Source organism: Nanhaiella sioensis (assembly GCF_046557775.1).
Lineage (GTDB): Bacteria > Bacillota > Bacilli > Bacillales > SM2101 > Nanhaiella > Nanhaiella sioensis.
Genome location: NZ_JBKAEG010000001.1, coordinates 4,821,263 through 4,839,973, shown reverse-complemented (window position 1 = coordinate 4,839,973; position 18,711 = coordinate 4,821,263). Strand labels below are relative to the sequence as shown.

At 31.6% G+C, this 18,711-nt stretch carries 16 protein-coding genes; 10 read left to right on the top strand and 6 right to left on the bottom strand.

Annotated elements, in window-relative coordinates; translation table 11 throughout:
- Window positions 1-369: 369 nt before the first annotated feature.
- The gene (locus V1503_RS22825; protein ID WP_410629273.1) at window positions 370-933 is read left to right on the top strand and encodes a DNA-3-methyladenine glycosylase I; all 564 of its coding nucleotides are present in this window, start codon (window positions 370-372) and stop codon (window positions 931-933) included.
- 183 nt (window positions 934-1,116) lie between these two features.
- Here the strand turns inward: V1503_RS22825 and V1503_RS22820 are convergent, their stop codons facing one another.
- Window positions 1,117-1,266: a YjcZ family sporulation protein gene (locus V1503_RS22820; RefSeq protein WP_214481802.1), complete on the bottom strand. Its 150-nt coding sequence runs from the start codon at window positions 1,264-1,266 to the stop codon at window positions 1,117-1,119.
- Window positions 1,267-1,871: 605 nt separating this feature from the next.
- Here V1503_RS22820 and V1503_RS22815 point away from each other — a divergent pair.
- The 5 genes from V1503_RS22815 (at window position 1,872) to V1503_RS22795 (ending at window position 7,474) form a co-directional block, all read left to right on the top strand.
- Complete coding sequence (locus V1503_RS22815) at window positions 1,872-3,059, top strand: D-alanyl-D-alanine carboxypeptidase family protein (RefSeq protein WP_410629272.1); 1,188 nt, start codon at window positions 1,872-1,874, stop codon at window positions 3,057-3,059.
- A gap of 93 nt (window positions 3,060-3,152) precedes the next feature.
- A complete protein-coding gene (locus V1503_RS22810) occupies window positions 3,153-3,785 on the top strand; it encodes an ABC transporter ATP-binding protein (protein ID WP_410629501.1) in 633 nt (210 codons plus the stop codon).
- A gap of 90 nt (window positions 3,786-3,875) precedes the next feature.
- On the top strand, window positions 3,876-4,652 hold the full coding sequence (locus V1503_RS22805; RefSeq protein WP_214481801.1) for an ABC transporter permease: 777 nt from the start codon (window positions 3,876-3,878) through the stop codon (window positions 4,650-4,652).
- 903 nt (window positions 4,653-5,555) lie between these two features.
- Window positions 5,556-6,329, top strand: coding sequence for a tyrosine-protein phosphatase (locus V1503_RS22800; protein ID WP_320257167.1), 774 nt, complete (start codon window positions 5,556-5,558; stop codon window positions 6,327-6,329).
- A gap of 221 nt (window positions 6,330-6,550) precedes the next feature.
- Window positions 6,551-7,474 (top strand): NAD-dependent epimerase/dehydratase family protein, encoded by a 924-nt coding sequence (locus V1503_RS22795; RefSeq protein ID WP_410629271.1) that lies wholly within the window; start codon window positions 6,551-6,553, stop codon window positions 7,472-7,474.
- 566 nt (window positions 7,475-8,040) lie between these two features.
- Here V1503_RS22795 and V1503_RS22790 read toward each other — a convergent pair.
- Complete coding sequence (locus V1503_RS22790) at window positions 8,041-8,460, bottom strand: hypothetical protein (RefSeq protein WP_214481798.1); 420 nt, start codon at window positions 8,458-8,460, stop codon at window positions 8,041-8,043.
- A gap of 312 nt (window positions 8,461-8,772) precedes the next feature.
- On the opposite strand from V1503_RS22790, the gene V1503_RS22785 reads away from it, so the two are divergent.
- Together V1503_RS22785 and V1503_RS22780 are read left to right on the top strand one after the other, a co-directional pair.
- Window positions 8,773-9,204, top strand: a complete 432-nt coding sequence (locus tag V1503_RS22785) for a GNAT family N-acetyltransferase (RefSeq protein ID WP_410629270.1) — start codon at window positions 8,773-8,775, stop codon at window positions 9,202-9,204.
- Between the two features lie 90 nt (window positions 9,205-9,294).
- Window positions 9,295-10,415 (top strand): IS3 family transposase gene (locus V1503_RS22780; protein WP_410624147.1). Its coding sequence is split into 2 segments (ribosomal slippage): window positions 9,295-9,544 and window positions 9,544-10,415, totalling 1,122 coding nucleotides; the frame shifts between segments, so codons are not numbered across the junction.
- 229 nt (window positions 10,416-10,644) lie between these two features.
- Here the strand turns inward: V1503_RS22780 and V1503_RS22775 are convergent.
- A complete protein-coding gene (locus V1503_RS22775) occupies window positions 10,645-11,160 on the bottom strand; it encodes a hypothetical protein (protein WP_410629269.1) in 516 nt (171 codons plus the stop codon).
- A gap of 390 nt (window positions 11,161-11,550) precedes the next feature.
- On the opposite strand from V1503_RS22775, the gene V1503_RS22770 reads away from it, so the two are divergent.
- Window positions 11,551-12,618 carry a GerAB/ArcD/ProY family transporter gene (locus V1503_RS22770; protein ID WP_320257163.1) on the top strand — a complete coding sequence of 356 codons (1,068 nt, stop codon included), beginning with the start codon at window positions 11,551-11,553 and terminating at the stop codon, window positions 12,616-12,618.
- Between the two features lie 656 nt (window positions 12,619-13,274).
- On the opposite strand, the gene V1503_RS22765 is transcribed toward V1503_RS22770, so the two are convergent.
- The 3 genes from V1503_RS22765 to V1503_RS22755 all read right to left on the bottom strand — a co-directional run bounded on the left by V1503_RS22765 (window position 13,275) and on the right by V1503_RS22755 (window position 16,709).
- Window positions 13,275-13,997: a CAP domain-containing protein gene (locus V1503_RS22765; protein WP_410629268.1), complete on the bottom strand. Its 723-nt coding sequence runs from the start codon at window positions 13,995-13,997 to the stop codon at window positions 13,275-13,277.
- Window positions 13,998-14,462: 465 nt separating this feature from the next.
- The gene (locus tag V1503_RS22760) at window positions 14,463-15,536 is read right to left on the bottom strand and encodes a nitric oxide synthase oxygenase (RefSeq protein WP_410629500.1); all 1,074 of its coding nucleotides are present in this window, start codon (window positions 15,534-15,536) and stop codon (window positions 14,463-14,465) included.
- Between the two features lie 393 nt (window positions 15,537-15,929).
- Complete coding sequence (locus V1503_RS22755; protein WP_410629267.1) at window positions 15,930-16,709, bottom strand: CAP domain-containing protein; 780 nt, start codon at window positions 16,707-16,709, stop codon at window positions 15,930-15,932.
- A gap of 1,016 nt (window positions 16,710-17,725) precedes the next feature.
- On the opposite strand from V1503_RS22755, the gene V1503_RS22750 reads away from it, so the two are divergent.
- Window positions 17,726-18,601, top strand: a complete 876-nt coding sequence (locus V1503_RS22750) for a M15 family metallopeptidase (protein WP_410629499.1) — start codon at window positions 17,726-17,728, stop codon at window positions 18,599-18,601.
- Window positions 18,602-18,711 lie beyond the last annotated feature (110 nt).

Here is an 18,711-nt window from a genome sequence, read left to right as displayed (position 1 = left end):
GTTGTACAAATTTTAAATGAAGGGGTTACACTGACTGCTGTTAATGTTTACTAAGAAAATTGATAATGAAAACAACAACAGCCTAGGTGAAAATGCAATTCATTTAGGAATTATCATATAAATATAAGTTAATCAGTTAAGTTTTTTTAAATTATGGAATAGTTGTACCTAAAATATATACTGATTCTGTATATGAGCCGTTAAAAAAGTATGTTGTTATCGAGGATTTCCTTATGTTTATTCTCCGACTTTCCTATATACATATCTTGAAACAACTATGAAAAATACAAGTAATCATAGCTATGATATCACTACAACAATAGTTCTAGCGATAGTAGTTTTTTAAATGTATTGAGAGGAGTTTGCTATATGACTGTTAAACGCTGCGAATGGGTAAATGATGACCCTTTATATATACATTACCATGATAAGGAGTGGGGTGTACCTGTTTATGATGGCCGTCTTTTGTTTGAGTACATTTTGTTGGAAGGAGCACAAGCGGGATTAAGTTGGTACACGATTTTAAAAAAGAGAGAGAACTATCGCAAAGCATTTGACGGGTTTGATCCTGAATTAATAGCTAAATATGATGAAGAAAAGATTCAAAGCTTATTAAATAATAAAGGGATAGTTCGGAATAAGTTAAAAATACGGGCTGCTGTAACAAATGCACAAAGCTATTTAAGGGTGGTTGAAGAGATCGGCTCTTTCTCTAATTATATTTGGTCATTCGTTGATGGAAAGCCTATCCAAAATCACTTTCAATCTATTGAGGAAGTACCGGTTTCAACTCCAATTAGCGATGCGCTTAGCAAGGATTTAAAAAAGCGAGGTTTTAAATTTGTTGGAACAACAATTTGTTATGCTTTTATGCAAGCTGTTGGTATGGTAAATGATCACGTAGTAGATTGCGTATGCAATCAATCGTCATAATTTCAAAGCTAACATCCATTAAGTAATGTGAACAAATTACAAATTTTCGTTCATTGGTATGTAAGTGATTTCCAAGGCAAGATTGCATTACTTTAAAGAATATCAAATAGAGAGCATGAAATAAAAGCAGTGGATTAAATGCTTTTATTTCATGCTCTATTTGTTATATTGCAAGATAATGAATTAACAAACGGCTCTAGCGACAGTAAAAAGTACGATAACTAATAGAATAAACAACACAACAATTACAGCGAATGAACTATTACTAGATGGACCGTAACCATGACTACAAGATGGACCGTAACCATAACTTCGTGACACACCGTAACACATGATAGTTTCAACCTCCTTTCAAGTTGTATATATAAATACTTAAAATTGCACCCGCCTAGCACACAACATTACAATTACATAAGACGATAATTAATAGGATAAATAATACGATAACCAAAATTGGAATGAAGGTAGTAGTATGACTCATTTTTTAAAACCTCCTATCAAGTGAATAATATGGTTTAAGGCTGTTTTCGCATTGATTGTTGCTTTTTCGTTATTAGATCTAAACACGTAACCCCTTGCGTTCGTGACATCTTTTCTATTTATATGAGCTTTCATAAAACAGATCATACTGTCCAAGTTTTAGTAATCATAGCAAAAACGTATAAGAAAAGAATCTTTCTTTAATATAAAAAAAGTAAGAATAAGGTAATAGAGATAGATGAAAGATAAGGTTGGTGGTAGTAATAATATATGAACTCGTAATTGCTTTGCTTGTACGAATTGATTGGTAATAGAATACATTTTTATAGCAGTTTTGCGGTTATATTGATATGAACACTTATATATAGGGCTTTGTAACGCCCTGAAATGTAAAAGAAATTATGTTATCATAGTTTAGTGAGTCTATTAGTTTAGATACAACATATGTGGAGGCAACTATGATAAAGAAACTAGTGAAATTGTGTATAATAGTTACATTTATGTGCTCCATTCAAATAAATAATTATATTGCTTATGCATCAGATGAATTGACCTTCAACATTAATAGTGAAGCGGCATTTTTACTTGATGGAAGCACTGGGGATGTATTATATAGTAAAAATGGTGATCAATTAATGTATCCAGCAAGTCTAACCAAAATATTAACGGCTATTATTGCTATAGAAGAAGGAAATTTAAAGGATCAAGTTACAGTAAGTGAAAATGCTAGGAATGTTGATGGTACACGAGTTTATCTAGAGGAAGGTGAACAAGTTACCTTACTTAAATTAATTCAAGGATTATTAATTAATTCGGGTAATGATGCTGGTGTAGCTATTGCTGAATACTTTGATGGCAGCGAAGAAAAATTCGCTGAACGAATGAACAAATTTAGTGAAGAAAAAATAAATGTTCAACATTCACAGTTCCAGAACCCACACGGTTTATTTGATCCTGAACACTATACAACAGCCTCAGATATGGCTGAAATTACTAAATACGCGATGCAAAATGATACTTTTCGTGAAATATTTGGTACAGTGGAATTAGAGTGGAAGGGCACGGGATGGGAAACGACTTTATATACACATAACGAACTATTAAGATGGTATGACGGCGTTACTGGTGGCAAAACAGGGTATGTTGATGAATCAGGTCATACATTAATTACCTCTGCAACTAAAGGAAACTTAAACTTAATAGCAGTTGTTTTAAAAGCATCTTCTAAAAATTTGGCCTATGATGATACGACTGCACTTTTTGATTATGGCTTTGAGAATTTTATAAAGAATGTGATTTCAAAAAACAAACAATTTCTTGACGAGCAAAATAATGAATATATCCTTTCTGAAGATGTGACCTATACTAAAAAAAGTAACGAAGATGTTTCATTATCGACCGATGAGCAAGGAGTTCTAAGCATTTTAGGAGAACAAAATAGAATAATAAATACGTATCAGTTGGAAAGCGTTGATATGAATGAGAAAAAGAAAGATGGAGAACAAACAGAGACTGCTGAAAACGAGGAAGGTAGTTTGTTGATAACTTCATCTATGTTTGTGATTCCATTGTTTGTTTTTTTTATCATGTTTTCGGTTTATAGAAAAAGGAAAAAGAATGTTTCTTATTATAAAGAGGTAAACTAGTTATTATATTCCTTATATAGGGATGCTGAAGGTTACAATGCCGAAGAAGGTATTGTAACTTTTTTAATATTATTTGGAGGCAGGGACATTGTGATGTTTCAATTAGAAAATGTTACTTATAAGAACATATTACAACTAAAATTATTGCAAATTCGAGCTGGCAGTGTAACAAGTATTATAGGGAAAAGTGGATCAGGAAAATCTACTTTATTAAAGTTGTTAAACAATATGATATCAAGTGATAGTGGCGTAATTTATTATAATGATAAATCTATAGAAGAGATAGAGCCAGTTGAATTAAGACGTCAAGTAGTAACTTTTACACAATATCCTGCCATTTTTGAAGGAACTGTTAAAGACAATTTGCTTTTAGGACTTAAGTTATCAGAGAAGAATTATACAACAGTGAATGATGAAGTCTTATCAAGAACGTTAGCAATGTTTAACTTACAAACTAAGTTGGGTGTAGATGCGAATAAATTGTCAGGGGGAGAACAGCAGCGTCTTGCCTTTGCACGAATAACGCTTATGAAAGCGCCTGTGTACCTATTAGATGAGCCCACATCTTCTCTTGATGAAGAAACAGAGGATTTGGTTATGGATCGGTTTATTTCTCGTGCAAAAGCAGAGAAAACAACTGTTGTCATGGTAACACATTCTATGAAAGTCGCGGAGAAATACTCAGATTATATAATAAACATGGAAGATGTTAATGCTTATAAATGATACATTTAATTAGTATATGACAAAAAAGTAATTTTCTTATCTTCTCAAAACATATAGCAAATACCAACAGTGATATAGGATGTGAAAGCCATGAATACGATTGAAGATATTTCACTAATTCAACTATTAAGCGCATATATATTTATTATTATTTTATTATTTATCGTAAAACGGAAGGGCATAAGTAGAGAACGAGAAATCTTAATTGCTTCTATACGCATGACTTTCCAATTAATATTAGTTGGTTACATACTTACTTATGTATTTAAACACTCTAATCCTTGGTTAACTATTATTATAATATTACTTATGGAATTATTTGCTGTTTATAATATTTTCAAAAGGTCAAAGGAGACTATTTCATCAGAGCTAAAATGGTATATAACGATCTCGTTATTTATCGGAACAATAGCAACGATATTGTATTTCGACTTTGTCGTTATCAATTTTATGCCTTGGTATGATCCTAGATATTTTATTCCTATTTCAGGCATGATCATTGGCAATGCAATGACTGGTATTAACTTGGGAGTGAATACGTTAATAGAAGGAATGAAAAGTAAACGACATTTGGTCGAATCTGCCCTTATGCTCGGGGCAACACCAAAAGAAGCTTCTAAAGCCATAGTTAATCAAGCATTTGATGCAGCTATCCTACCAACGATAAATAGTATGGTTGGTATGGGAATTGTTTTTTTACCAGGAATGATGACAGGAGTTATCCTATCAGGAGCTGATCCTTTAGTTTCAATAAAATACCAAATTGCTATCGTTTTAGGCATTACTGGAAGTGTATCATTATCAGTTTTCTTATTTATCCAGTTCGGCTACAAAACATTCTTTACTAATCGAGCCCAATTAAAATAATATTAACGAGACGGTCCCCCATCATAGTAGTACGTTCATGTGATGGGGGACTTATGATGTATTTGTGTTTATAATCATATACGAAGTTTTGTTTTTAATTTCACAGTACTTGATTTTTAAGAATTGTAATCTCGTCTTCAAGATAAAATTGTGAATCTTACATAAAAATGAGAATAACAATATATACACGAGACAATCTTGGTGTTTGCCAATGTGATGAGTGAGGAAATTACTGAATTAAAATCAACTGTAATATTGGAGAAAATCCTAAAAGGAAAAAGTATAGGTTTGATTTTTATTGAGCTTGTAAAAAATCAAAAATTAAGGCTATATAATATTTTTCATCGCATATAATCGTAGAGTCCAATATTGCGTTTCTTTACGAAACACATAGATACTGTTTTAGTAGAAGGCATGAAGCTTGGACAAACAGGTCCAGAAGTATGTCCTAAGAAGGTCTTATAAAGCCATATATGCAAAGGTGTAAAATGAGTTTTGAATCTTATATTTAAAAAGTGATAAAGCAGCAACAAAACTTACAATTGATTGGTGATTTAATTCCAGTCCAAGTCGCTGTTGATGTAAATATTTAGGATGTGTGAGCTATGTTTAGCAAGACAGTTCATATATATAAGCTAATTCTTGTAATATTCAAGCCTATTGTGCAAATGTAGATAAGTGGCTCATTATTTAACGAAAATACTTATTTGTGGAAATAAAAACAGCAACTTTCAATTCAATTGAAGGCCCAACAATAGTGAAATATTTATTATACGCAAATTGGTTTAAGAATAAATGCAATGTTGTAATAATGAGCTATTGTTGTGCGTATATTGTTAAATCAATATTCCCATAACGTTGAAATAGAGCAATTATTATAAAAAAATGGAGGGAGAGGAAGGGATGATTGTCGATATCCATAACCACATTTTATATGGATTAGACGATGGGGCTACAACATTAAAGGATACAATTGATATGGCAAAGAAAGCTATTCAATTTGGAATAAGCCATGTTGTTGCTACGCCTCATCACGATTTAAAAAAATACTATAATCCTCCAATAAAAATATATGAAAAAATAGACGAAGTTAATAGACTATTAAAATCTGAAAATATGCCGTTAACGGTATGCCCTGGTATGGAAATTGGCTTATATGAAGATATCATTAAAGATCTAGAGAGTAATAAGCTCATCTATTTGAATGATTCACATAAATACTTGTTAATTGAATTACCAAATGAATATATACCTCGTTACACTGAAGAAATATTTGAAAAATTAAAATTTATGGGATACGTACCGATCATTGCTCATGTTGAAAGGAATGCTGAAATTCGAAGACACCCAACTAAACTATTGCATTTAATTAACCAAGGTGCATTAGCGCAAGTTACAGCTGCTAGTGTAATTGGCTTATTGGGACATAGATTACAGAAAGTAACATTATCATTAATTAAGCAAAACCTTGTTCATTTCATAGCATCAGATGCACACAATACAAATACTCGATCTTTTGATTTAGTATGTGCATACACTTTTCTTGACAAAAAGTTATCAATACATTATTCGAACTATTTCAAGGAAAATGCTCTTCATATTATTAAAGGAACACCCATTATAACGGCTGTCAAATTACAAAAAAGGAAGAAATTATTATTTAATTTAATACGGTAAAATCAGCTTCTCATAACGTACACTAATAAGATTGTTGTTTAAAGACTCTTTTTGAATTCATTGTGAATTCGAACAAAGATATCTATGTGAAAATTGAGTTTTTACACTCATCAAATTATTGGTTAAGAAAGGATGTTTTCGTCTGGATTTTTATTATTAGAATGAAAAAGGCTATTTAAAGGAGAGCAATTAAAGCTATTTATATGAAAGGGGGTAGGATTTTGAAAGTATTAGTCACCGGGGGAGCAGGATTTATTGGTTCACATATTGTAGAAAGACTTGTGCGAGAGAATTATGAAGTTACTGTAGTAGATAATATGTCAAATGGGGCAAGGGAGAATATTCTTGGACATGTATGTCTTCATCAAGTTGATATTACAAGCTCTGATCTGGAAGATGTATTTTCAAAAGAGAAACCGACATTCGTTATTCATCAAGCGGCACAAGCATCTGTCCCTTATTCTATGGAAAATCCGTTGGACGACAGCAAAATGAACATACAAGGTACAATTAATTTACTGCAATGCTGTATCAAATTTAATGTAAAAAAAATCATTTTTGCCTCAACAGCTGCGGTATATGGTAAACCTCATGCAATTCCTGTGGATGAAAGTCACGTGATCAGTCCAAAATCGTTTTATGGTGTGTCGAAGTTATCTGCAGAAATGTACATTCAGTTATACGAAAGTATGTATGGCCTCAAATATTGTATTTTAAGATATGCTAATGTCTATGGGCCAAGGCAAGGAATGAAAGGTGAAGCTGGCGTTATTTCTATCTTCTTAAACAAAGTCCTTGAAAATGAGCGGATTGAAGTTTTTGGTAATGGTGATCAAACGAGAGACTTTATTCATGTTAAAGATGTCGCAAACGCAAGTTATCTTGCACTATGCGGTGGTGATAATCAAATAATGAATATTAGTACAGGGAGTCAAACGTCAATTAACGAGCTAATAGATTTGTTGTCAAAGGCTATGAATAGAGTAATTAAACCAGTGTATGTGACAGCAAGAGAAGGTGATATTAATAAGAGCTATTTAAGTAATAGTAAAGCACAAAAAATGTTAAATTGGTACCCAAATTTCCAACTGGAACAAGGAATTAATAATACTTTAAAATACATTAATAATAAGATAGGAGAATAATAGAATTGTAAAATAGATAAACAAAGGGAAAGTCAAAAAGATAACACCTAATGGATACGTATCCAGATTAGTGATTTGAAGTTACTTTATTTGGTACTAACATTGTTATAAATATTAATTGTTAGAAAAGTAAACTCTTCGTATTTTGTCTTTTAAACCGCGTTTTATATAATCGATCTTCAAATTTATTGTTTTTCTGATTATGCTTATGCATTTTATCACAGTAAAACACTCTTTTCGTAGGCTTAATGGTATTTTATTTAAAAATGGACAAAATGAAGAGTTCTATAAACTTAATAACTGTAAAAATAGAAAAGTACTATCTTGGAACGTATAGCAACAATCAATGATAAAACAGCCTAGTAAAACTGTTGCATTGATTTAAATCTGATTTATCATTAAAATTAACAATATAGATTATGAAAACATCCTTTTTATTTGTAGAGAGTTATTAGCACTTATATATCATTATTCACTTTGAGTTACAAAACAAATTTGCATACAGGGAAAGAACGATGATCATAACAGAATGTATACTTTGGAAGTTATAATATGTAGGTGGCGTTTTAATTAGCGTTAACTGGGGTTAATAATTTTATGTAGATTTTTAATACTTCAATTAGTTCTTCATTTTCATCTATTATTTGGAATGTAGAGTATTTAAATGTACCTTTTAACAACGTATCATTTCTTCTGATTTCAATATCTTGATTGTTTTTTAATAATGTAAGAAAACCAGCAGTATCCCTTCTTAAATAGCTGATAATTAGATCTCCTGAATCGATATCGACAATTTGTATTTCGATATGATCATTATCATCATTTTCTAATACTACAATATTACTATCACAATATCCCTCATTCGTTTGGGGAATAATGGAGTGTAACTTATAACCAGCTTGCTCCTCTTCATATAAAATTGACTCTAATTCAACAAGGTTTTCCCGTTCTAATTGACCAGAGATTTGATAAACTTTGTAATCCATATACATACCTCCTACATTATCATTGAATGTACAATTCAACAAACAAAGAAAAGTTCCTGTTAAATTTTAAAAAAATTCTATTTTAACTGACCCCTTACCTTTAAACCCATTGGTTAGACCAATCAATCATTGCTTCCCCATATCATACCAACACATATTTAAATCTACTAAATATCCTAAGACACGTTTAAATTAGGTAATCTTACATGCCAATGTGTTACCAAATTTTGATTGTATATGTGAACATTGAATTACAAATAAAACCATATCGTTTACAATAAACATAATTAAATCTAAAAGGTGTGAACGAAAATGGGAATTATATTAGCAACAGAAAAGGATGTAGAATGGATTAATAACCAGTATAAGTTAGCAGGATTTGTTCCAAGTGATTTGAAAAACGAAATAGTTGTAATAGTAACTTACAATGGAAAAAAAGCAGGTGTAGGACGCTTAGTTCAAATTGATAAGGATAACCTGGAAATGGGAGGTATTTATATTCTTCCAGCTTACAGAGGGCATAAATTAGCACAAAAGCTAGTATCTTTTTTAGTTCAACAAGCAAGAAAAGCAGATGCTCCTAATGTTTATTGTATACCTTTTGAAAACCTTGGAAACTTTTATAAAAAATATGGATTTAAAAAAGTTGACCTTCAAGAAGATGAAATTCATGAAACGATTATTGCTAAATATAACTGGTGCTTACAGGAATACGATAAAAATGTGTTGTTGTTTAGATTATAACAGAATAAGTGGATCGGCTACACTTAGTTAGACAGAAATTTTAAGGTCAAGTAGAATGAACTTACTATATGAATGATGAGGAGAATCTACATGACAAAAAGATCACGCCGTACGTTTACCGAAGAATTCAAGCAACAAATAGTACAGCTTTATGAAAATGGAAAGCCACGGAAAGAAATTATCCGAGAATACGACTTAACACCTTCCTCTCTTGATAAATGGATTAATCAATTTAAAAATTCCGGGTCATTCAAAGAGAAGGACAACCTAACTCCTGAACAAAAGGAACTGCAAGAATTACGTAAGCGAAACAAGCAATTAGAAATGGAAAATGATATTTTAAAGCAAGCCGCGCTGATACTAGGACAAAAGTAAATGTGATTAAGCAAAACAAACACAAATACTCGATATCAGCAATGTGCCAAGTCCTACAACTCCCAAGAAGCACTTTTTATTATGAAGCAAAACAGCGAACTCATGAGGATGATATCACGTCACATATTGTTCGAATCTTTCATGAGAGTCGACAGAATTACGGGACACGCAAAATTAAACATGAACTTATAAAGCTTGGGAAAGCTGTTTCTAGAAGGCGCATTGGTAGAGTCATGAAAGAACAAGGACTGGTTTCTAAATATACTGTCGCACAGTTTAAACCCCATTCAGAAAAGCCAAATGAGGACCACTATTCCAATGAACTAAACCGTAAATTCACGCGGAACGAAGCGTTATCCGTTGTCGTAAGCGATTTAACATATGTAAGGGTTGATAAAAAATGGCATTACATATGTGTATTTGTTGATCTCTTTAACCGAGAAATTATTGGATATAGTACGGGATCCAATAAGGATGCGTTGCTTGTTTATCGTGCCTTCGCTTCAATAAAGGAAGACCTTCATCATATCCAATTGTTTCATACTGATAGAGGAAACGAATTCAAAAATAAGTTAATTGATGAAGCTTTAAAAACGTTCTCTATTAAACGCTCCTTAAGCATGAAGGGATGCCCCTATGATAATGCCGTTGCAGAAGCTACATTTAAAATTATTAAGACAGAATTTGTCAAAGGGAGGCAGTATGAAAGTTTAGAAGAATTAACACGAGAATTCCATGACTACGTACATTGGTTTAACCATATTCGTATTCATAGCACACTGGGTTATGCAAGTCCTATTGAGTACAAAAATAAACACCTTAAGAAAATCGTCTAGTTAGGTGTTGACAGTCCAAAGGTCAATACGTTTATGCAAATAAGTAAGAGATATTGCATAAGAGGAGTATACTAATGAAGCTTCTGTAATTAATCGCATTTCTAAATATAGAATTTTACAAGAGGTTTATTTAGTACACCATTAAGGGAATAGCTTGAGTAGGGGCTATATTTTTGTGTATACACGATTATATGTAATAAAAAATCAAGAGAAGAGAGAAAAAAAAATATTACAATGACATGATGTTATGAAAATAGCCCTGTCGCTTGAATAGAGTAGGGCGATTTATGTGATTATTTACTTGTATGAAAAGTAGTACGTTAATGCATCTGCAATTATTGTTAAGAGTGACGAGTGATTCTCCTGTTCCATTATCTAAGATTGATAGACGATACATGTGACAACCGAGAGGTGGGTGATCACAGACTGTATTGTTTGGAGTTAATGTGTATAATTGTTGATCTCTTTCGTCTACAAGATTGTAACTACATAAAGTTGTAGTAGTATGACCTGTAATTCGCTCTACAACATAATTTACATTAACTACTTCACCACTCCCGACATAAGCTTGTATGTCTACCATTGTGTCCACTTTTGCAATCATATCTATATCTGTGACATGAACCATATCTGTAGTTAAAACGATAGGCATAAAGGGAGTTCCAGTCTCTAACAATGTGAAAGGAGTATTCTCACACTTACAGAATATTTTGTTGTCTTTCCCTTGGCAATGACTATTTGTCATTACATCACTCCTTTCTGCATTAAAAAAATATCTGCTAACTAGTTAATGAGTGATTACTTAGATGTGAAACTGATAATTGTCTAGGGATCGAAATTTTATTATTAGGCTAATGATGATTATTGAGGTTACTTATAGCAATGAGTTCATTATTATTGTCTAGAATTAATTAATAAAAGCTCCATTTTATAATTAATTGTTGAACGGAGTGGTTTGGGACAATGTAATGTATACCATTTAATATGGGAAGAAGGAAAGTTTGTGTGTAAAGCATATTAATAATATTCTTCTATTACGTAAAAGTCATTGTATTTTTATAATAATAAAATACTGGAATTAGTAAAAAATATTAATATTACTATTATTGGATTACCTTACTAATAGGAGAAGCATATGCAAGAAAAACTACAACCTCATCAAATATTTGCTCTTATTTATATGTGTCAAATCAGTGTAGGTATATTTAGTTTACCCCGCATAACAGCTGAAGCATTTGGAACAAATGGGTGGCTTGGAATTGGATTAGTGTCCGTATTTTTTGTTGTACATATACTTCTTATCGGCTTAGTCTTTAGTTTTGGAAAGGGACGTACAATTTTTAATATTATGGATGTACTACCGAAGTTCCTTTTATGTCCACTTTATATTTGTGTTGCATTGCTTTATGGTGCCCTTGGAATATTGATCGCCAAAAATTTCCAATTAATACTCAGTATGCTTTATTACCCGAACATGTCTATTTTATTTGTTGTCTTAATGGCTATATTAACATATTGGCTTGTTCGTAGAGGAATTTATCATATCGCTAAAGCAACAGTTGTATTTTTTTCAACGATATTAATCGCGCTCCTATTAGGGTTTCATATACCAGAATTTTCGTTCACAAGATTAACTCCATTTTTGTTTGAAGGGGAAAAGGAAGTATTAATGAAAGGGAACCAAGTAGGCTTACACTTTCTAGGTGTTGAGATTGCTTTACTTTTTATACCTTATATTTCGAAACTGAGTACTGCTGTGAGACCTATATTATTTGCTCATCTCTTACTCACATTTATTTATCTAGCTACTTGTTTTATATCGTTTGGATTTTTTAGTTTTGAGCAATTAGTAAATGATGTTTACCCTGTTATAACACTGCTTGAATATGTTGAATTTCCAATTGTCGAAAGAGTTGAAGGTTTTGTTGTTAACTTATTCATGTTTGAAGTCCTAGTTACCATTGTCTTATTTTTTTGGGGAGCAGACCAATTTTTACAGCAAGCTTTACCAAAAATTTCACCACGCTTATCAATACTATGTTTATTATTCATTTCTTCTTTAATCACAGCGTTTATAAATACAAGGAGTGAATTAGAGCTATGGATATACTGGCTCCGATCAGGTGAACTATTAATAGCAATGCTGTTACCCATTTTTTTGTTAATTCTTCTAGGAGTACACCATTTATATAGAAACAAGTGAATGTAGGAGTACGAGTATTTATTAGTTGTTTTCGTAATAATTATTGCTTTTCGTGAATGATATAAGCACGTACAACTAACATCAGTTGCATCTTTTCTTCTCTTGAGCTTTTGTAAAAATCATCAAAAATCCATTGTTAATAAAAATTACAACATAGTTTACAAAAAGAGCCATTAGTTATTACCAAGAAAAAACAGCTCTCATGTAGAGCTGTTTAGTAAAAAGTGTAATGGCTGTGTCTTGATTTTTAAAAAAGAGTGACTAATATTCAATGATCATAATTTAAGTCCAAAAAAATAGTCCTCTTCACCCTGTGAGAGAAAGGACTAAAATGAAAAAGAGAAAAATTGTTTCACCACTTAGTAAGTATTATGAACTATAAATATGTCAGCAGTGTGCTGAAAGTGTGACAATTTTGTGACATTTTACTGACGAATAAACATCCTATAAATTAACATGTTATCCATTTATTTTATTTATATAAGTACGATATTTTTAAAACTTTTTTCAATCTAATTCGTTTAATTAATTGAGTAGGAAATATGATAAACATTATTTACAATGTTGCAGATAAAAAAAGTTAGTATTTCTATAAATTCTAGCTATAGAAATACTAACCGTAATTACACTACGTAATAATTAAATTGAATGGCTATTTATTTACCGATAAACATTTGAGTCCAGTAATTTCCTTGCTCAACATATCCTACACCAATGTGAGTAAAACTTGAGTTAAGGATGTTTTTACGATGACCATCACTGTTCATCCAAGCATTTACAACTTCCTGTGGTGTTTTTTGACCGTATGCAATGTTTTCTCCAGCTGACTTATAAGTTATACCGAATTTCTTCATCATATCAAACGGAGAACCATATGTTGGACTATTATGATCAAAATATTTGTTAGACTGCATATCAGCAGACTTAGTACGAGCAACTTTACTTAGACTCTCGTCTATTTTTAATGCAGGAAGTCCGCTTTTAGCACGTTCTGCATTTGTTAATTCAACTACTTGAAGCTCAAATTGACTTAATGCTGAAGATTCCTGTTGTGGTTGTTCTTCCTGTGGCTTTTCAGGCTGTGTTGGTGCACTTGTCGGTGGTTGAACAACTGGAGCTTCTTCTATAGGTGTATTATTCGATTGTTCTTCAGTAGATGGTTGAGTTGGGATGTCAAGCTTAATATTGTACTGTTCGCTCAATTGTTGTAATAATTGTTGAATCATTTCATTTATTGTTTCTTGTGGGATCTGTGAATGTACTTCATACTTTATAATTGGTTTTATTGTGGTTTGATTACTTTCTGCTGAACTCATCCCTGGTGAAGCAAATAATAGAGTCATAGCAGTTGCGGTAGATAGTAATATTCCTTTTTTCATAGTGTTTATTCCTCCTCGGTGTTTAAGAAAATTGTATCTAGTTTTATTTCTCTCTTACATCAACTATATCATGCAATTTTTGTAATAATTAAGGGAGAACATGCCAGTGACATATATAAGGAAGTTCTAATCGTTTTAATTTGATGAAAACGATGATTACTTAAGTGAATATAAGACATTTCCAAATAAATACATCAAGATTTATCTTGCTATTAAAATCCATCAAAGATAAATATTACATTTAATTGACGGTTGACATATTTTCTATTACTAACTTTTAAGACAATTTCATTACAAATTGTTAACAAGCACTGTTATATGTTTGTAATATTATAAATAGGATTAAGGTAAAATTTAACAAAGAGGTTAGGTGAGGGGGTGCTGAACTTCTTGTTGAACATTAAAAAATCGTAACTCTATATACATGTTCGATGTACTGTTAATGAGTTACGATTAAAATACTAATTATAAATTAAGATTTTCCTGTTTAAAGAAGTTAGGCGTTATAAGTGCATTATTATATTCTTTGTGAAAAATGTGAGTTGTTGCAGGGGATACAGGTGGGATTAGCCATGTCCAATCCCCAGTAACTTGTCTCCCGCAAGCTCGTTCTTTTTGTTCAAACATCTTAAATTGTTGACTTGCAGTATGATGATCAACAATACTAACGCCATCACGTTTATAAGAGTGTAACACAGCTGTATTTAATTCAATAAGTGCTCTGTCCTTCCAAAGATTAGCTTGCTTTGTCGTATCAAGTTCCATTAAAGATGCTAACTTGGGAAGTAAATTATATCTGAGTTCATCTGCGAGGTTTCTTGCTCCAATTTCTGTTCCCATGTACCACCCGTTAAATGGAGCAGCTGTGTATTGTATACCTCCAATTTCTAATTTCATATCAGCGATAATTGGAACAGCATACCATTTAATATTTAAATCTTTAAACCAAGGATATTCTGGATGTTCTAAATGTACTTCAATGACTTTTTCTTTAGGGATATGAAAAAACTTAGGTATGTTATTATTTATTTGTATGACAAGCGGTAATAAATCAAAGTGTGTACCTTCACCTTTCCACCCGAGCTGTTGGCATTGTTTAGTGAAGGGGATGGAGCTTGGGTCTCCGATTACACCATAGTCCGTTTCATAGCCAGCGTAACGAATTAATTGATGGTTCCAGATCCTTATTTGCTCGTCTTTCTTCATTGGGTTAAAAATGGTTATGGTGGATCTAATATTGCCGTTGTTTGAAGCATAATCAATATGTTTAAACAATGCATCACTTATATCTTCTTCAGTTGTGAGGTGACGAAAATCAAAAACTTTTAGGCTGTCCCAAAAGAGTCTGCCAATACATCGATTACTATTGCGCCAGGCTACCTTAGCCCCATATTCTAACTCATCAAACGTGTGCGAGTAGGTGCCATGTTCAGTAATTTCTTCTTTTATGCACGTTATTCGATCATTCACTTCTCGTTCTGTTTTTTTTAATTCCATGTAACATTCTTTAATAAATTTCTGTGCTTCTTGAAGTAACAAGTTGTTCAATGAATAGTCCTCCAGTTTTTTTACTTCACCGAAAGTGTAATAGAAATTAAGTTAAACTTCAAGCTATACATGCATATTAGCTGAAAATGAGTTGGGGATGAGAATGTTAAGAGTATTTTCCGGTTAAGGTGAAAGTTTGAAGAATGCTATTGTAGGGGTTTACTTAAAGTTATTTTTCGCATTGATTATTGTTATTCTTTCCAAAATTTAATTGCGGATTGTATTAAATCTTGCAACATCTTGTACTCTATAATTTTAACAATTATAAATACCTTGTTTGCCATCTAAAATAAATAAATAGGAACAAAGTGTATCATAAGAATAAAAAAGCCACCAATCTTCAAACTGTTCATTTGATTGGTGACTTTAAAGTTATGATTCTAGTTATTTACTAATAAACATTTGAGTCCAATAGTTACCCTGTTCAACATAACCAACACCAATATGAGTGAAGCTAGAGTTTAAAATGTTTTTACGATGACCTTCACTATTCATCCAAGCATTTACAACTTCTTGAGGCGTTTTTTGACCGTAAGCAATATTTTCTCCAGCTGATTTATATGTGATACCGAACTTTTTCATCATATCAAAAGGTGAACCATAAGTTGGACTATTATGGTCAAAATATTTATTAGACTGCATGTCAGCAGATTTAGTACGTGCTACTTTACTTAATTCCTCATCAATTTTTAACGCCGATAATCCATTTTTTGCACGCTCAGCATTCGTTAAATCTACAACTTCTTGTTCAAACTTGCTTAAAGCGCTTGACTGTTCAGTAGTTGGCTCTTTAACTTCAGTTTGTGGAGTAGGTTTAGAAGTATTTTGCTCAACTGGTTTTGGTTTAGCTATTTCTTGTTCAGGAACAGTAACATTTCCATTATTTAAAAGTTTTTTAGCTTCAGTTAAATCAATATTATATTTCTCAGCAATTTGATTGAGCATATCTTGTATATTTACATTGCCCTCTGTCATTTGCGTCATTATTTTTTGTAAGTTTGGAGTCACTTGACCTTCATTAAATGTGATTTCTTGTGGGGTTGGACAATCTATTTTAAAATTAGAAGTATTAGTATTTGGGTTACTAGCTGCAGAACTCATTCCAGGTGAAGAGATTAATAACGTTACAGCTGCTGCAGTTGATAATAAGAATGTTTTTTTCATATTGTTATTCCTCCTCGTTGTTTATCTTACATATCCACTATAACATCTCTTTTTTGTCATATTTATGGTTGAAATACCCAATATAAAAGAAAGAATAGTTAAATAACTGATAAAACATTGAGAAATCAAGGCTGAGCGACAGAGATAAAGGTTTACGTGCATATGGTGTAATACCATATATAAACATTAAAGATAAATATTACATTGATATAAGTATTGACAACTTTTTAGATAGCACTATTTACTACAATTTTATTACAGCTTATTACATAATTTTGATGATTTATAACACATTTGTAAAAAATGATGAGAAGGGATACATTGAATTCTTCTGAATTTTAGTAGATATGGATATAATATCTATATCGTGCTCTTTTTAAATGCGATTTAAGATTCTCCATAAACATATTTAGCCAAGTGGGGCAAATGTGGCGAAGAAAAGTTTGTACTATATACTATAAAGTCAAAATAATAAAAAAATCTGTCAGTAAATTTTTTTTCGATTTACACGACATAAATAAGCTAACAATGTCGGAAAAATAATGCGCAGCAAATAGTTGTGCATTTTTTATTGGCTAAATTACATAACGCTTCATTTAAAGTCTCTTTTTATGACAATGAAAGCAACAATAAAATGAATTTGATTAAAGAAACGCATCACATCAATCAATTAGTTTAATTTGTCAAAAATCGAAGAGCATACAGTTGTTATAAGAATGAAAAGGTATAAATATCTGTTTCTCTTTCGTAACAAATTTGCATAGAAAAGAGGTGTCTAAAAAGTATAAATGCAGACTTTAAGACACCTCTTTTCTATGGCATATAATAGTTTTGGCTAACTATATTAAAAGAATCTTAAGAAGTTCTTCATAGTTATATGAGCTAATAGTTAATAACTATCCAGTATATTAGTAGTAACTTAGAAATTACATTTGCTGAATGATTGACCCATTGAACAATACTTATCACAAAGGAGGAAACAGAAGTTGCTTGAGTGGGGATAATTTTTAGTTTTAATAATATGTCTAAGTGTAGCAGCTGTAAATGTATTCCTTGACCCTATTTTTGAAGATAATCAAAGAAATCAACCAATAAATGAAAATAATAATGTAGTCGTCAAAGTAGACGATATCAATACACATAAAAATTTAGTAGAACAACCTTTAAATAAATCACTCATTTATCAGGGAGATTTAGTCCTAATCAAGTCTCAATACCCTGTTCGTGAAGAAAGTGTAAGATCAGATATTGTAAAATTATCCAAGTATAAAGAATTAAAGCAGGGATATAGATTACGTAATACTAAAATTGAATTATCTAGAGATGTAGCACAAAGGTTTTCGCAAATGGTATATTTCGCTAAAAGAGATGGTGTTCGGAATTTCACAATTAATAGTGGTTTTAGAGGGTTTGATGAGCAAAATAGACTTTATAAAGAAATGGGACCAACGATTGCAATGCCCCCAGGCTATAGTGAACATAATGCCGGCTTATCACTTGATGTAGGTTCAACTAAAACGAAAATGATTCATGCAGCTGAAGGAAAATGGATTGAAAAAAATGCTTGGCGGTTTGGTTTTATTTTACGCTATCCAAAGGATAAGACCGAAATTACAGGTATACAATACGAACCGTGGCATATTCGGTATGTTGGTTTACCGCACAGCGCCATTATGTATGAAAATAATCTTGTTTTAGAAGAATATTTAGATTATTTAAAAGAAGAGAAGTTTGTTTCTGTCAGTGTGAACGGACTTAGTTATACTGTTTATTATTACCATATGACACAAATGAGCTCGGTAAAGTTACCACAAAACAAACGTTATGAGCTTTCAGGCAATAATATAGATGGAATAATCGTGATGATATACGAACAAGAAATGGTAGTATAATTTATCACAAATATTTTTTTACAGTTGTTTGCTAACTTTGTACTTTACACAATTCAAATAGAAAATAGGATCACTAAACTATCAATTAAGGAGAGTTGAATGATGAAAAA

Coding starts and splice junctions, on each gene's coding strand:
- V1503_RS22755 (WP_410629267.1), bottom strand. CDS start 16,709: ATGAAAAAAACATTCTTATTATCAACTGCAGCAGCTGTAACGTTATTA.
- V1503_RS22770 (WP_320257163.1), top strand. CDS start 11,551: ATGCAAGAAAAACTACAACCTCATCAAATATTTGCTCTTATTTATATG.
- V1503_RS22815 (WP_410629272.1), top strand. CDS start 1,872: ATGATAAAGAAACTAGTGAAATTGTGTATAATAGTTACATTTATGTGC.
- V1503_RS22800 (WP_320257167.1), top strand. CDS start 5,556: ATGATTGTCGATATCCATAACCACATTTTATATGGATTAGACGATGGG.
- V1503_RS22785 (WP_410629270.1), top strand. CDS start 8,773: ATGGGAATTATATTAGCAACAGAAAAGGATGTAGAATGGATTAATAAC.
- V1503_RS22805 (WP_214481801.1), top strand. CDS start 3,876: ATGAATACGATTGAAGATATTTCACTAATTCAACTATTAAGCGCATAT.
- V1503_RS22825 (WP_410629273.1), top strand. CDS start 370: ATGACTGTTAAACGCTGCGAATGGGTAAATGATGACCCTTTATATATA.
- V1503_RS22790 (WP_214481798.1), bottom strand. CDS start 8,460: ATGGATTACAAAGTTTATCAAATCTCTGGTCAATTAGAACGGGAAAAC.
- V1503_RS22765 (WP_410629268.1), bottom strand. CDS start 13,997: ATGAAAAAAGGAATATTACTATCTACCGCAACTGCTATGACTCTATTA.
- V1503_RS22775 (WP_410629269.1), bottom strand. CDS start 11,160: ATGACAAATAGTCATTGCCAAGGGAAAGACAACAAAATATTCTGTAAG.
- V1503_RS22810 (WP_410629501.1), top strand. CDS start 3,153: ATGTTTCAATTAGAAAATGTTACTTATAAGAACATATTACAACTAAAA.
- V1503_RS22820 (WP_214481802.1), bottom strand. CDS start 1,266: ATGTGTTACGGTGTGTCACGAAGTTATGGTTACGGTCCATCTTGTAGT.